At 69.7% G+C, this 15,001-nt stretch carries 11 protein-coding genes; 6 read left to right on the top strand and 5 right to left on the bottom strand.

The features are described from left to right. The first annotated feature begins 94 nt into the window (after positions 1–94). From DFJ64_RS12730 to DFJ64_RS12715, 4 genes are all read left to right on the top strand, one after another. The gene (locus tag DFJ64_RS12730; RefSeq protein ID WP_211310601.1) at positions 95–2,086 is read left to right on the top strand and encodes a 2-oxoacid:acceptor oxidoreductase subunit alpha; all 1,992 of its coding nucleotides are present in this window, start codon (positions 95–97) and stop codon (positions 2,084–2,086) included. Beyond that, a complete protein-coding gene (locus tag DFJ64_RS12725) occupies positions 2,083–3,156 on the top strand; it encodes a 2-oxoacid:ferredoxin oxidoreductase subunit beta (protein ID WP_115850647.1) in 1,074 nt (357 codons plus the stop codon). Before DFJ64_RS12730 ends, DFJ64_RS12725 begins: the two co-directional genes overlap by 4 nt. Before the next feature lie 50 nt (positions 3,157–3,206). Continuing rightward, the gene (gene rarD / locus DFJ64_RS12720; RefSeq protein ID WP_245941102.1) at positions 3,207–4,130 is read left to right on the top strand and encodes an EamA family transporter RarD; all 924 of its coding nucleotides are present in this window, start codon (positions 3,207–3,209) and stop codon (positions 4,128–4,130) included. 181 nt (positions 4,131–4,311) lie between these two features. Beyond that, complete coding sequence (locus tag DFJ64_RS12715; protein WP_115850646.1) at positions 4,312–4,854, top strand: MOSC domain-containing protein; 543 nt, start codon at positions 4,312–4,314, stop codon at positions 4,852–4,854. Positions 4,855–4,947: 93 nt separating this feature from the next. On the opposite strand, the gene DFJ64_RS12710 is transcribed toward DFJ64_RS12715, so the two are convergent. Further along, on the bottom strand, positions 4,948–5,718 hold the full coding sequence (locus DFJ64_RS12710; RefSeq protein WP_170152602.1) for a DUF4037 domain-containing protein: 771 nt from the start codon (positions 5,716–5,718) through the stop codon (positions 4,948–4,950). A gap of 408 nt (positions 5,719–6,126) precedes the next feature. Here DFJ64_RS12710 and DFJ64_RS12705 point away from each other — a divergent pair, with 408 nt between their 5' ends. Then, entirely contained in the window at positions 6,127–8,139 is a 2,013-nt protein-coding gene (locus DFJ64_RS12705; RefSeq protein ID WP_115850644.1) for a PhoX family protein, read from the top strand. 98 nt (positions 8,140–8,237) lie between these two features. Continuing rightward, complete coding sequence (locus DFJ64_RS12700) at positions 8,238–8,837, top strand: nucleotidyltransferase family protein (RefSeq protein WP_115850643.1); 600 nt, start codon at positions 8,238–8,240, stop codon at positions 8,835–8,837. A gap of 13 nt (positions 8,838–8,850) precedes the next feature. Here the strand turns inward: DFJ64_RS12700 and DFJ64_RS12695 are convergent, their stop codons facing one another. From DFJ64_RS12695 to nuoL, 4 genes are read right to left on the bottom strand one after another with little or no spacing between them, the layout of a single operon-like run. Next, positions 8,851–9,846, bottom strand: a complete 996-nt coding sequence (locus DFJ64_RS12695) for a polyprenyl synthetase family protein (RefSeq protein WP_115852054.1) — start codon at positions 9,844–9,846, stop codon at positions 8,851–8,853. A gap of 57 nt (positions 9,847–9,903) precedes the next feature. Beyond that, positions 9,904–11,466 carry an NADH-quinone oxidoreductase subunit NuoN gene (gene nuoN, locus DFJ64_RS12690; RefSeq protein WP_115850642.1) on the bottom strand — a complete coding sequence of 521 codons (1,563 nt, stop codon included), beginning with the start codon at positions 11,464–11,466 and terminating at the stop codon, positions 9,904–9,906. Further along, positions 11,463–13,043: an NADH-quinone oxidoreductase subunit M gene (locus DFJ64_RS12685; protein ID WP_115850641.1), complete on the bottom strand. Its 1,581-nt coding sequence runs from the start codon at positions 13,041–13,043 to the stop codon at positions 11,463–11,465. Before DFJ64_RS12685 ends, nuoN begins: the two co-directional genes overlap by 4 nt. Then, positions 13,040–14,974 (bottom strand): NADH-quinone oxidoreductase subunit L, encoded by a 1,935-nt coding sequence (gene nuoL, locus DFJ64_RS12680; RefSeq protein ID WP_170152601.1) that lies wholly within the window; start codon positions 14,972–14,974, stop codon positions 13,040–13,042. Before nuoL ends, DFJ64_RS12685 begins: the two co-directional genes overlap by 4 nt. Positions 14,975–15,001: the final 27 nt, after the last annotated feature.

The raw sequence follows: 15,001 nt of genomic DNA, 5'->3' as shown, positions 1-15,001 counted from the left end.
CCAAGCCGGACGTAGCATAGAAGCACGACAAGGGAATGCGCCGCCCAGGAAGGCGCAGTTTGCCCTGGAGCGGCAAAGGGAGGTCGTTCAACCGGTGACCAAACAGGTCCTGCAGGTCGACCGGGTCATCATTCGCTTCGCCGGGGATTCCGGTGACGGAATGCAACTGGCCGGTGACAGATTCACTCAGGAAACCGCGGCGTTCGGAAACGACCTCTCAACATTGCCCAACTTTCCGGCGGAGATCCGCGCGCCGGCGGGCACCCTGCCCGGGGTCTCGTCGTTCCAGATTCACTTCGCCGACCACGACATCCTCACCCCGGGCGACGCGCCTGACGTCCTCATCGCGATGAACCCGGCGGCGCTCAAGGCCAACCTTCCGGAGCTGCCGCGCGGCGGGACGATCATCGTCGACTCCGACGAGTTCACCCCCCGCAATCTGGCCCGCGTCGGGTACACCAGCAATCCCCTCGAGGACGGCTCCCTCGACGGGTACCAGCTGCATTCCCTGCCGCTCACCACCCGGACGACCGAGGCGATCAAGGCGGCGCTCGGTGACAAACTCGGCGGGCTGTCCCGCAAGGAGGCCACCCGGGCCAAGAACATGTACGCCCTCGGTCTGGTCTCCTGGCTGTACAACCGTCCGACAGAAACAACGCTGTCGTTCATTCGCTCGAAATTCGCCCGAAACCCAGCGGTCCGCGACGCCAATATCGCGGCGTTCCAGGCCGGGTGGAACTACGGCGAGACGGCGGAGGCGTTCGCGGTCTCCTACCAGGTCCGGCCCGCGCAGATGAAGGCCGGCCGGTACCGCAACATTTCCGGCAACCTGGCGCTGGCGTACGGCTTGATCGCCGGCGCCCAGCGGGCTGGGCTCAAGCTCTTCCTGGGCTCCTACCCGATCACACCGGCCAGCGACGTGCTCCACGAGCTCAGCAAGCACAAGCGGTTCGGGGTCATCACGTTCCAGGCCGAGGATGAGATCGCCGGCGTGGGCGCGGCGCTCGGCGCCTCCTTCGGCGGCGCCCTCGGGGTGACGACGACGTCCGGCCCCGGCCTGTCCCTCAAGACGGAGACGATCGGTCTAGCCGTCGCGCTCGAGCTGCCGCTGGTCGTCTGCGACATCCAGCGCGCCGGTCCCTCCACCGGCATGCCGACCAAGGCCGAGCAGGCCGACCTCCTCCAGGCGATGTTCGGCCGCAACGGGGAGGCACCGGTCCCCGTCGTCGCGCCCGCGTCCCCGTCGGACTGCTTCGACACCGCGATCGAGGCGATCCGGATCGCTGTGACCTATCGCACCCCCGTGATCCTGCTCTCCGACGGCTACCTCGCGAACGGCTCGGAGCCCTGGCGGATCCCCGACATCGCGGAGCTGCCGACGATCGACCCGAACTTCGCCACCGAGCCCAACCACGAGACCGAGTCCGGGGAGCGGGTCTTCTGGCCGTACAAGCGGGACCCGGAGACGCTCGCCCGCCCGTGGGCGATCCCCGGCACGCCCGGCCTGGAGCACCGCATCGGCGGCCTGGAGAAGGGCGACGGCCACGGCAACATCTCCTACGACCCCGCCAACCACGACCTCATGGTCCGCACCCGGCAGGCCAAGGTCGACGCGATCGCGCGCAGCATCCCGCCGTTGGAGGTGGACGACCCGACCAACGACGCGCGCGTGCTCGTCCTGGGATGGGGGTCGACGTACGGGCCGATCGGGGCCGCCTGCCGGACCCTGCGTCAGCTGGGGATCCCGGTCGCTCAGGCGCACCTGCGCCACCTCAACCCCTTCCCGCCTGACCTCGGCGAGGTCTTGCGACGTTACGAGCGGGTGCTCGTCCCGGAGATGAACCTCGGGCAGCTCGCCATGCTGCTCCGCGCCCGCTACCTCGTCGACGTCGTGAGCTACAACCGTGTCCGAGGGCTGCCGTTCACGGCGGCCGAGCTGGTCGACGCCATCACCGAGGTCGTCGGCTCGCTCGACGATGACGCGACGGCAGGCCGCGTGGACCCCTCCCGCAACGGTCACGCTGACCGGTCCGGGAGCGGCCAGCGGATGGCCCGGACCCGTGGAGAGGACCCGACCACCCCATGACCACCACCGACCTGCCCTTCCCTGGCCTACGCGGTGTGCCCACCGCCACCGCTCCCGCGACCCGCAAGGACTTCACCTCCGACCAGGAGGTGCGGTGGTGCCCGGGATGTGGGGACTACGCGATCCTCGCCGCCGTCCAGGGCTTCCTGCCCGAGCTCGGCATCCGGCGGGAGAACATCGTGTTCGTGTCGGGCATCGGATGCTCGAGCCGCTTCCCGTACTACCTCAACACCTACGGCGTGCACGGCATCCACGGTCGCGCACCGGCGATCGCGACCGGCCTGGCGACCGCGCGTCCCGACCTGTCGGTGTGGGTGGTGACCGGTGACGGCGACGGGCTGTCGATCGGCGGCAACCACCTCCTCCACGCCCTGCGCCGCAACGTCAACCTCAAGATCCTGCTGTTCAACAACCGGATCTACGGTCTGACGAAAGGGCAGTACTCCCCCACCTCCGAGGTCGGCAAGGTCACCAAGTCGACCCCGCTCGGGTCGCTGGACACGCCGTTCAACCCCGTGTCGCTCGCCCTCGGCGCGGAGGCGTCCTTCGTCGCCCGGACCATCGACAGCGACCGGGCGCACCTGACGTCCGTCCTACGCGCGGCCGTCACCCACCGCGGCGCCGCCCTGGTGGAGATCTACCAGAACTGCAACATCTACAACGACGGGGCGTTCGACCTGCTCAAGGACAAGGACACCCGGGACGAGGCGGTGATCCGGCTGGAGCACGGCCAGCCGATCCGGTTCGGACGTGACGGCGAGCTCGGCGTGGTCCGCGATCCGGCCACCGGCTCCCTGCGCATCGCGCGCGTCGACGAGGTCGGTGCCGACGCCGTGCTGGTGCACGACGCCCACGCGGCCGACCCCACGACCGCGTTCGCGCTGTCGCGGCTCGCCGACCCGCAGACCCTCCGGCACTCCCCGATCGGGATCTTCCGCCAGGTGGAGCGGCCCGCTTACGACGACCTGGCGCGCGACCAGCTCGACGCGGCGCGCGCCGCCGACGGTCCGGGAGACCTCGCCGAGCTCCTTCGAGGCACCGACACGTGGGTCGTGGGTGATGAGGCCTGACCTCGACCTCGCCCACGGACCGACGACCGTCGCCTCGTAGCCTGCCTGTCGTGCACGAGCGACACGCGCGAGGGCTGGTCTACGGCGCCTCGGCCTACCTGATCTGGGGGATCTTCCCGGTTTACTGGCCGCTGCTCGAGCCGGCCGGGTCGCTGGAGATCCTGGCGCACCGCATGCTCTGGACGCTGGTCTTCGTAGCCCTCCTGCTGTGCGTGCGGCCACGGCCGAACTGGTGGTCCACGCTGCGGCGCCAGCCCCGATCCCTCGCATTCCTCGCGGTCGCCGCGCTCGTCGTCACCGCCAACTGGGGAACCTTCATCTGGGCGGTCAACCACGGCCACGTCGTCGAGACCGCGCTGGGCTACTTCATCAACCCGCTGGTCACCGTCCTGGTTGGGGTCGTCGTCCTCGGTGAACGGCTCAACCGTGCCCAATGGTGCGCGCTCGCCATCGCGGGGCTGGCGGTCGTCGTCCTGACCGTCGACTACGGACGCCCACCATGGGTGGCGTTCGCGTTGGCGTTCAGCTTCTCCGCGTACGCGCTGTGCAAGAAGCAAGCCAACGCGGGTGCGGTCGAGAGCCTCGCGGTGGAGACCGCGACGGTGGCGCCTCTCGCCCTGGGCTACCTCACGTACCTCGAGGCGACCGACGTGGCGACCTTCGGGCACGCCGGTTGGGTCAACGCGGCGTTGCTCGCGGGCACCGGTGTCGTCACCGCCATCCCCTTGCTGTTGTTCGGCGCCGCCGCGACCCGAGTCACGCTGACCGCCATCGGCCTCCTCCAGTACATCGGGCCCACCTTGCAGTTCCTCATCGGTGTCCTCGTCTTCCGCGAGCCGATGCCACCTGAGCGACTTGCCGGCTTCGCGATCGTGTGGGTGGCGCTCGTGATCTTCACCTGGGACGGGTTGCGACGCCGTACGCGACGGGACGTCACGGCGACGACCACGCAGGTCGAGCACGCGGCACGCTGAGCCGCACCAGGGTCCGGCGGCCGCGCCCGCACTCCAGGGCCCGCATCCGCGGCGAGCTACGCTTCCCGTCGAAGGTCCGATGCCACCTGGCGGGCTCACCCCGGACGCGGTCCGCCGGCACGGATCGCCGAGGTCGGGACACCGGGCACGACCGGTCCCGACGCGACGAGAGGACGACCCGATGAGCGGGACTGTCGTGGCGGTGTGCCGCAGCGCCACCCACACCTTCAGCAAGCCGACCCGCGACCGCATCCGGCTCGTCGCCGGCGTCGGCGTGGAGGGAGACGCGCACGCCGGCACGACGGTCAAGCACCGCTCGCGGGTCGCCCGTGACCCCAGCCAACCCAACCTGAGGCAGGTTCACCTCATCCACGCCGAGCTGCACGACGAGCTGCGCGACGCCGGCTACGACGTCGAGCCGGGCGACCTGGGCGAGAACGTCACCACCAGGGGCATCGACCTGCTCGGTCTCCCCACCGGGACGCTGCTCCACCTCGGTGACAGCGCGGTCGTCGAGGTGACCGGCCTGCGGAACCCCTGCACCCAGATCAACGACTTCGCGCCCGGGCTGCTCAACCAGGTGCTCCTGCGCGGCGAGGACGGCCGGATCATCCGCAAAGCCGGCATCATGGGCGTCGTCCGCACCGGTGGCGAGGTCCGCCCCGGCGACCCGATCAAGGTGGAGCTGCCGCCCGAGCCGCACCGGCCGCTCGACCGGGTCTGACGCCCGACGCGGCTCGGCGACACCATCGCCGCCCCATCATCTCAGCGTCCTGCCGGACCACTTCGGCATCCCTGCCGGATCATCCCTACCGGATCACTTCAGTGCGAGGATGCGTTCCGCCATCGCGACGAAGATCTCGCGGCGACGCTCGAGGCTGATGGGTCCCCACAGCGACCGCTCCAGGCCGGCGATACGCGGGTCCATGCCGAACCGCGCGATCCAGTGCTGGAGCCACTTCGGGTGGGGGCAGTAGCGGTTCTCGGCGGCGAACCATGCCACGAGCGCGTGCCGCAGGACCCGGCTGAGCATCTCGTGGAACAGCAGCCCGTCACCCCGGCGCGCACAGGCGGCGAGGTCGCGATCGTAGGACGGAAGCTCTCCGGCCAGGATCGCGTGCGACCGCTCCTTCAGCAGCGGTGGGAACTGGGTGAGCTCGTTGCGCGCGGCGGCCGCACGGCCGTCGTCCGCGAAGACCCGCCCGTAGGCGAAGCCCGCGACGGCGTACAGCGGCATCGAGGCGTCGCTGTCCTCCCAGCCCCAGCCCGCCCGGACGTCGCGGATCCAACGGCCGAACACCTCGTGGGTCTTGTGGCAGACCTCGACCTGCTCACCGTTGAGCCAGAACCGATCGAGTGAGTACGTCGGATAGTCGTACTGGATCGGCTTGCCCGGACCGTTGTGGAGCTCCTTGAGGGCCTCCGTGCGGTTCTTGGGAGTCCGGCCATCCCACACGATGACGATGTCGAGATCGGAGTCGTTCGTGAACCCCGCCACCACCGGCCCTTGGCCGTACGCGAACGCCATGCCGGGAAGCTGTCGGTAGGCCTTCGTGACACGCATGGCGATCTCGAGCGCGGAATCCACGGCCCTCCATCCTCCTTGCCGACACGGCGCACCACCACAGGTGCGTCCTACCTTGTCCTTCCCCCTCAACGGCTGATCAGCCCTCATCGCCACTGATCAGCTCGCTCAGCGGAGATCAGCCCCCGGTAGTCCGCCCTCAATGATCGATCGTCGGCTGATCAGCCCTGCGTGTGCGTTCAGCGATCAGCACAGCTATCAGCGAGCAGCGCTGGGCGTCATCCTGGCGCGTCAAGGCCAGTGATGACGAGACCGGGCTATCTCGCCCCGTCCTCCGTCGCGACCGCTGGCCGCCATTGGCCGTTCAGGTCACCGTCACGCACTGCTCTCATGTCGGACCTAGTGTCACCATGAAGCCGACCAAGGCCAGGCGCGTGCCCCACCCGAGTGCGGATAGGAGTGACAGCCGGCATGAAGCGTCTACTCCCCCTCCTCCCCCGATACGGCTCGCGGAGCTGGATGACCTGCGCCTACCGGTGCGCCAACGCCTGCGACCATCCCGCGCCGAACCCCACCGACAGCCCGTACTTCGGCGACATCGTGCGTCAGGCGCTGTCCCGGCGGACGCTGCTCAAGGGCGGTGCGGCCGGCGCAGTCGTGCTCAGCGTGGGCGCGGCACCGGCGAGCGCGGCCACGCCGGACGCCGGCGCGCGCCAGCGGGGCAGGAAGGGTGGTGGTCGTCGGGTCGACCGCCTCGACTGGACGCCGGTCGAACCGAACACCGCTGACGCCCTCGTCGTGCCGGAGGGCTTTCACCAAGCGGTGGTCGTCTCCTGGGGTGACCCGGTCCTGCCCGACGCACCGCCGTTCGACTTCGACAACCAGACGGCGTACGCCCAGGAACGCCAGTTCGGCTACAACTGCGACTACACGGCGATGCTTCCGCTCAAGCGTGGGCCGCGGGGCGAGGAACGCGCACTCCTGGTGGTCAACCACGAGTACACCAACGAGGAGCTGATGTTCCGCGGCTGGAGCGGCGGCGAGAACGCCACGCTGGAACAGCTGCGGATCGCCATGGCCGCCCACGGCCTCAGCGTCGTCGAGATCGAGCGGGTGGGCAGGACGGGTCGCTGGCGCCTGGTGACCAAGGGGCCACGACCGTACAACCGCAGGGTCACCGCCTCCACCCCGTTCGTGATCACCGGGCCCGCGGCAGGCCACCCACTCCTGCGGACCGAGGCCGACCCCACCGGACGCCGGGCGCTCGGCACCTTCAACAACTGCGCGGGCGGCACCACGCCGTGGGGCACCACCCTGCACGGCGAGGAGAACTTCCACGGGTACTTCGGGGCCTCGGACGCGATCGACCCGGCCTACGTCGACGGATTCCGGCGGTACGGCCTGCCCACCGGTCCGGCGGCCGGCAGGTCCTGGGCCCGGGTCGACGAGCGGTTCGACCTCAGCAAGCACCCCCACGAGGCCCACCGCTTCGGATGGGTCGTCGAGCTGGACCCCTACCGGCCCGACGAGCCGCCACGCAAGCGCACGATGCTCGGCCGGTTCAAGCACGAGTGCGCGACCATCACCTTCACCCGCGACGGGCGGATCGCCGCCTACTCGGGCGACGATGAGCGGTTCGAGTACCTCTACAAGTTCGTGTCCCGCGACCGCTTCCGTCCCGGCAACTCCGAAGCCGCACGCCGGCACAACCTCACCCTCCTCGACCACGGCACCCTCTACGTCGCGCGTTTCACCGGCGACGGCACGGACGATGGCGAGTACGACGGCGTCGGCGAGTGGATTCCGCTCACCAGCGACACGACCTCGTACGTCCCCGGCATGTCGGTGGCCGAGGTGCTGGTCTACACGCGTCTGGCGGCCGACAAGGTGGGTGCGACGCGGATGGACCGCCCGGAGGACGTCGAGCGCAACCCCGTGACCGGCTCGGTCTACGTGGCGTGCACCAACAACAACCAGCGCACCCCCGAGCAGGTCGACGAGGCCAACCCGCGCCCCAACAACCGGCACGGCCACGTCGTCGAGATCGACGAGCTCCACGACGACGCGGCGTCCACCCGGTTCCACTGGCGGCTGTTCCTGGTCTGCGGTGACCCGGAGGACCCGTCGACGTACTTCGGCGGCTACGACAAGTCCAAGGTGAGCCCGATCTCCTGCCCCGACAACGTCACGTTCGACGCCTCCGGGAACCTGTGGATCGCCACCGACGGCAACGCGCTGGGCTCCAACGACGGGCTCTTCGCCACACCGGTCCGCGGACGCGAACGGGGCCACGTCCGCCAGTTCCTCACGGTGCCGATCGGCGCCGAGACCTGCGGCCCGGTCATCAGCCCGGACCAGCGAACGGTCTTCGTCGCCGTCCAGCACCCAGGCGAGGTCGACGGCGCGTCCGTGGAGAACCCAGCGTCACGCTGGCCCTACGGCGACCAGCCGCGCCCGTCCATCGCCTGCGTCTGGAGGGACTGACGACCTGACGCACCGACTGGCCACGCGGCGGTGGCACGAGGGCGGGGGCTCGGCCTCCGCCCTCGTCGCGTCGCGGGTGACGCCAGTACGGTGACGACATGCCCGAGCCATCCGTCGCGGGGCTGCTGCTCGCCGCCGGTGCTGGTCGCCGTCTCGGCCAGCCCAAGGCGCTCGTCGAGCTCGACGGCCGTCCCCTCGTCGACCGCGGCATCACGCTGCTCCGCGACGCCGGCTGCACGCCGGTCCACGTCGTCCTCGGCGCGGCCTACGACCAGGTCGTCGCCGCCGCCGCGCTCGACGGCGCGACTGTCGTCCACAACCGGGACTGGCGAAGCGGCATGGGATCGTCGCTGCGCGCCGGCCTCGCCTCACTCCCACCCCACGTCGGCGCGGTGGTGGTCGCGCTGGTCGACCAGCCGCGGGTCACCGGCGAGGCCGTTCGTCGCCTGATCCGGGCGTACCGGAGCGGCGCCACCGTCGCCGTCGCGACGTACGACGACCAGCCCCGCAACCCCGTCCTGCTCGCACGGCCCACGTGGGCAGCTGTGGCCGAGGTGGCCCACGGCGACGTGGGCGCCAGGCCTTTCCTCCGCGCCCACCCCGACCTGGTGACCCGGGTGCCCTGTGACGACGTGGGCAGCCCAGAGGACATCGACACCCCCGACGACCTGGCCGCCCTGCGCTCAGGCCACCGCTGAGAGCTTCCGGTCGCTAACCGGTGCGGGAGACCACGATGTCGCAGAGCGCGTCGAGCGCGTCGCGCGCCGGGATGTCCGGCAGCATGCTCAACGTCTGCCGGGCGTCGTCCGCCCACTGCCGGACGATCGCCTGGGCCTGCTCCATCGCCGGGTGGGCGCGCAAGAGAGCGAGCGCCTCGGCGTGGTCGTCGTCGTTCGTGATCGGCCCGGACAGCAGCGTGCGCAGCCGCTCGTCAGCCGGATCCTTCGACTGGCGCGCCAGCAGGACCGGCAGGGTGGCGACACCTTCGCGCAGGTCGGTGCCAGGCATCTTGCCGGACTGCGAGGCGTCGCTGGCGATGTCGAGGACGTCGTCGGAGAGCTGGAACGCGACACCGATCTTCTCCCCGAACTCCGTCACCACCTTCTCCACCTCTGGGGAGGCGCCCGCCAGCTTCGCCCCCAGGCGGGCGGAGGTGGCGATGAGGGAGCCGGTCTTGTCGGCGAGCACGGCGAGGTAGTGCTCGAGCGGGTCCTCGCCCTCGCTGGGCCCGAGCGTTTCCCGGATCTGGCCCTCCACCAACCGGCTGAACGTCTGCGCCTGGATCCGAACCGCCTCGAGACCCAGCTCCACCATCCGGTCGGAGGCCTTCGCGAACAGGTAGTCGCCGGTCAGGATCGCGATCGTGTTGTTCCAGCGGGCGTTGGCGCTCGGCGCACCACGTCGCAGCACCGCCTCGTCCATCACGTCGTCGTGATGGAGCGTGGCGAGGTGCGTGAGCTCGACGATGACTGCGACCTGCACGATGCCGGGCGCCGTGGGGTCGCCGAACTCGGCCGCCAGGAGCACCAGCAAGGGCCGAAACCGCTTGCCCCCGGCGTCGATCAGGTGCCGAGCGGTCTCGGTCACGAAGTCGAACCGACTCGCGACGGCGGTGACGAGCTGGCGCTCGACGTCCTCCAACCCAGCGCGGACGCGTGCTTCGAGGTCGGCGTCGACGTACGGCACAGTGAGCCCGGCCATGCTCATCACCACACCTACCCTCAAGGTGCGTCGTTCACGAGGGACGTGCCCTCGCGACGGTCGTCAACCCACCAGCTGCCCGGCCCGTGCCGCGAGGTCCAGCAGCGGCTGCGGCATCAGGCCAAGCCCAACGGTAACCGCGACCCCCGCCGCGACCGCGACCGAGGTGAAGACGCTCGGCACGGCGACCGTCGGACCCTCGGCGGCTGGCTCCGAGAAGAACATGAGGACGATGACGCGGACGTAGAAGAACGCGGCGACGACGCTGGCGACCACGCCCACCACGACCAGCGGCCAGGCACCACCTTGCCAGGCCGCGCTGAACACCGCCCACTTGCCCATGAAACCGCTGGTCAGCGGGATACCAGCGAACGCCAGCAGGAACACCGCCATGATGCCGGCGACCAGCGGCGACTTCCGACCAAGCCCAGCCCACCGCGACAGGTGGGTGGCCTCGCCACCGGCGTCACGCACCAGTGTGACGAGCGCGAACGCGCCCACCGTCGCGAAGCCGTAGGTCAGCAGGTAGAACAGCACCGCCGACGTGTTGGCCTCGACCGCGTCCCGGACGCCGACGAAGCCGATCAGCAGGAAGCCGGCGTGCGCGATCGACGAGTACGCCAGCAGCCGCTTGATGTCGTTCTGGGTGAGGGCGAGCACCGAGCCGACCGCCAAGGTGATGATCGCCACCACCCAGATCATCGGCTGCCAGTCCCACCGAGCCGCGCCCAACGCGACGTAGAACAGCCGCAGCAGACCACCGAACGCGGCGATCTTGGTGCACGCCGCCATGAACCCGGTGATCGACGTGGGCGCGCCCTGGTAGACGTCCGGCGTCCACATGTGGAACGGGGCGGCGCTGACCTTGAACAGGAGACCCACCGCCACCAACGCGGTGCCGGCCACGAGCAGCCCGTCGAGACCGACCTTCGCGCTGACCGCTTCCGCGATGCCGGCGAAGCTCACTGTGCCGGCGAAGCCGAACAGCAGCGCCATGCCGTAGAGGAAGAAGGCGGAGGCGAAGGCACCCAGCAGGAAGTACTTCATCGCCGCTTCCTGCGACAGCAGCCGACGCCGGCGCGCCAGACCGCACAGCAGGTAGAGCGGGAGCGAGAGCACCTCCAGCGCCACGAACATGGTGAGCAGGTCGTTCGAGGCCGGGAAGAGCAGCATCCCACCCACGGCGAAGAGGAACAGCGGGAAGACCTCGGTGTGCTCCAGCCGACGCGCGGCCGCCTCCCTCTCGGCTTCCGTACCGGGCAGCGCCGCCGCCTGGCCGGCGAACGCCGTCACGCCGCCGTCGACCTTCCGCTCGGCGATCACCAACGCCGAGATGATCGCCAAGGCCAGCAGGAGGCCCCACACGAAGAGCGTGAAGCCGTCCACCGCGATCGACCCTTCGGCCACGACCAGCTCGCTCCCGGCGATGGTGATCGTGGCGACGAGCGCCGCCACCAGCGCCACCAGCGTGAGGGTCACCTGGGTGCCGTAGCGGTACCGGCGCGGCAGGAACGCCTCCAGGATGACGCTGAGGACCCCGGCGCCGAAGACGATGAGCAGCGGCGCCACCTTGCCGTACTCGATCGTCGGGGTGCTGAACTCCTGAGCCAGGTTGATCGGAGTCACTTCCCACCTTCCGAAGGAGCCGTGACGGGAACAGCCGGCGCCGGGTCGGTGACACCGACCCGCGTCATCGTCTGCTCAACGGCGGGCGAGATCACATCGATGGCCGGCTTGGGGAACAGGCCGAGCGCCAGCAGGAGCACCACCAGCGGCGCCACGGCGAGCGCCTCACGCGGCCGCAGGTCCGGCATCGACTCCACGGCCGGCTTGGTCGGCCCAGTCATGGTGCGCTGGTAGAGGATCAGCATGTACAGCGCGGCGAGGATGATCGACAGCGTGGCGATCACCGCGGCCACCTCGTACCGCCGGAACGTGCCGGCGAGCGCGAGGAACTCGCTGACGAACGGCGCCAGCCCGGGCAGCGACAGACCCGACAAGATCGCGAACAAGAACACCCCCGACAGCCTCGGCGCCACCTTGTCGACGCCACCGAAGTCGCCGATCTCGGCCGAGCCGCGCCGCGCGATCAGGTAGCCGGCGACGAGGAACAGCGCGGCCGTCGACAGACCGTGGTTGACCATGTAGAGGGTGGCACCGGTCTGTCCCAGGCTCGTCATCGCGAAGATGCCGAGGATGATGACGCCGAAGTGCGAGACCGAGGTGTAGGCGATGAGCCGCTTGATGTCGCGCTGGCCGATCGCCAGGATCGCGCCGTAGATCACGCTGATCACCGCCAGCACGATCACCGCGGGCGTCGCCCACCTCGACGCCTCCGGGAACAGCTGGAGGCAGAAGCGGATCATGCCGAACGTGCCGATCTTGTCGAGGACGGCCACGAGCAGGACGGCCGTGCCTGGCGTGGCCTCGCGCGCCGCATCGGGCAGCCAGGTGTGCACCGGCCACATCGGCGCCTTGATCGCGAACGCGACGAAGAAGCCGAGGAACAGCCACTTCTGCGTCGCGGGGTCGATGTCGAGCTGGGCGAGCGCGCTCAGCAGGAACGACGGCCCGTCCTCGAGCTCCTGGGCGGAGACCACGTACAGCCCCACGACGGCGGCGAGCATGAGCAGACCGCCCACGAGGCTGTAGATCAGGAACTTGACCGCGGCGTAGGCGCGGCGCGGGCCACCGAAGCTTCCGATGAGGAAGTAGATCGGGATGAGCGTCGCCTCGAACAGGATGTAGAAGAGGAAGACGTCGGTGGCCGCGAAGACCCCCAGCGACAGCGCCTCCAGCGCCAGCATCAGCGCGAAGAACGTCTTGACGCTGCGCTTGGGCACCACGCGCTGCTCGCCGCTCGGCGAACCCACCCCAGGGTCGGCGTCGTTCCAGGAGGCGAGCACCACCACCGGCGTCAGGAACGCCGTGAGGAGCACGAGGACGAGCCCGATCCCGTCGACACCCACCGCGTAGTGGATGCCGAACGCCGGGATCCAGGCGTACTCCTCGACGAACTGGAACGCCGGGTCGGCCGGGTCGAAGCCGGTCGCCATCACGACGGCGAGCACCAGCGTGAGGACCGAGAAGGCGAGCGCGGTCTGCTTGGCCAGCAGGTCACGGCCCTTCGGGAGGAGAGCCACGACGAGCGCCCCGACCGCGGGGAGCGCGGCGATGACGGTCAGCCAGGGGAAGTTGGTCACGACAGCCTCACCAGGACCATGGCCGCGATGACGAGGGCAGCGCCCCCGAACATGACGAGCGCGTAGGAGCGGACGAACCCGGTCTGGACCCTGCGGACCCAGGCCGACAGGCCGCCGACGAAGGCGGCCAGACCGTTGACGACACCGTCGACACCCCGGTCGTCGAAGGCGACGAGGCCGCGGGTGAGCTGCTGCCCGGGCCGCATGAAGACGGCCTCGTTGAAGGCGTCGCCGTAGAGATCGGCGCGAGCAGCCGCGGTGATCGGCGACACCTTCGTGGGCGCCTCGACCGGCACCTCACGCCGGGCGACGAACACGACCGCGGCCGCCACACCGAGCAAGACCACGAGCAGGGTGAGCGCGGTGAGAGCCAGCACCGGCATGGGCAGGTGCGGGTGCTCCTCACCCACCACCGGCTCCAGCCAGCTCACGATGCCACCGCCGAGGTAGGCCAGACCGACCCCGCCGACGACGCTGAGCGCGGCCAGCAGGATCAGCGGCACGGTCATGACGGTCGGCGACTCGTGCGGGTGCGCGTCCTTCGCCCACCGCTGACGTCCGAGGAACGTCAGGTACATCACCCGGGACATGTAGAAGGCGGTGATGCCGGCACCGACCAACGTGCACAGGCCCACCCACACGTTCGTGCCGAACGCGGCCTCGATGATCTTGTCCTTGCTGAAGAAGCCGGCGAACGGCGGGATGCCGATGATGGCGAGGTAGCCCACCGCGAAGGTGCCGTAGGTGACCGGCATGACCTTCGCGAGGGCCCCGTAGCGCCGCATGTTGACCTCGTCGTGCAAGCCGTGCATGACCGAGCCCGCACCGAGGAACATGTCGGCCTTGAAGAAGCCGTGGGTGAGCAGGTGGAAGATGGCGAACGCGTAGCCCACCGGTCCCAGCCCGGCGGCCAGCATCATGTAGCCGATCTGGGACATCGTGGAGCCGGCGAGCGCCTTCTTGATGTCGTCCTTGGCGCAGCCGATGATCGCGCCCATGAGCAGGGTGATGGCGCCGACCACCACCACGGCCGTCTGCGCGGTGGGCGCCAAGTCGTAGATCGCGTTGGACCGCACGACGAGGTAGACACCTGCGGTCACCATCGTGGCCGCGTGGATGAGCGCCGACACCGGGGTCGGACCCTCCATCGCGTCCAGCAGCCAGGACTGCAGCGGGAACTGCGCGGACTTCCCGCACGCGCCGAGGAGCAGGAGCAGGCCGAGAGCGGTCGCCACGCCCGTGCCGGCCTCACCGATGCCGGCGAAGACGCCCTCGAACGAGGAGGTGCCGAACGTCGCGATCATGAGCATGATCGCGACCGACAGTCCGACGTCACCGACGCGGTTGACGACGAAGGCCTTCTTCGCCGCCGTGGCGGCCGACGGCTTGTGCAGCCAGAAGCCGATCAGCAGGTACGACGCCAGACCGACGCCCTCCCAGCCGATGAACAGCAGCAGGTAGTCATCGGCGAGCACCAGGAGCAGCATCGCGGCGACGAACAGGTTGAGGTACCCGAAGAAGCGCTTCCGCCGCTCGTCGTCGGCCATGTAGCCGATCGAGTAGACGTGGATGATGCTGCCGACGCCGGTGATGAGCAGGACGAAGCACACCGAGAGCTGGTCCAGCAACAGGCCGACCGAGACGTCGTAGCCGGCCAGCGGGATGAAGGTGTACAACTCCTGCGCGACGGCGCGCTGGTCGGGGTCTCGCCCGAGCATGGCGCCGAACATCACCACGCCGAGGACGAACGAGGCGATCGGCGCCGCACAGCCGAGCAGATGCCCCCAGGACCTGCCGGCGCGTCCGGACAGCAGGATCACCGCCGCCGAGACCGCGGGGATGGCGACGATCAGCCACAGGAGGGAGAAGACGCCGCTCGCCTGTGCCGCGTGCTCCTGGGCTTGCACCAGAGCACTCACCGAGGTGGTCACGTAGATCTCGCCTCTCGCATCGAAACC

The organism is Thermasporomyces composti, from assembly GCF_003386795.1.
GTDB classification, from domain to species: Bacteria; Actinomycetota; Actinomycetes; order Propionibacteriales; family Actinopolymorphaceae; genus Thermasporomyces; species Thermasporomyces composti.
Note: the sequence above shows the minus strand (reverse complement) of the source record. Positions and strands in the feature narration are given on the sequence as shown.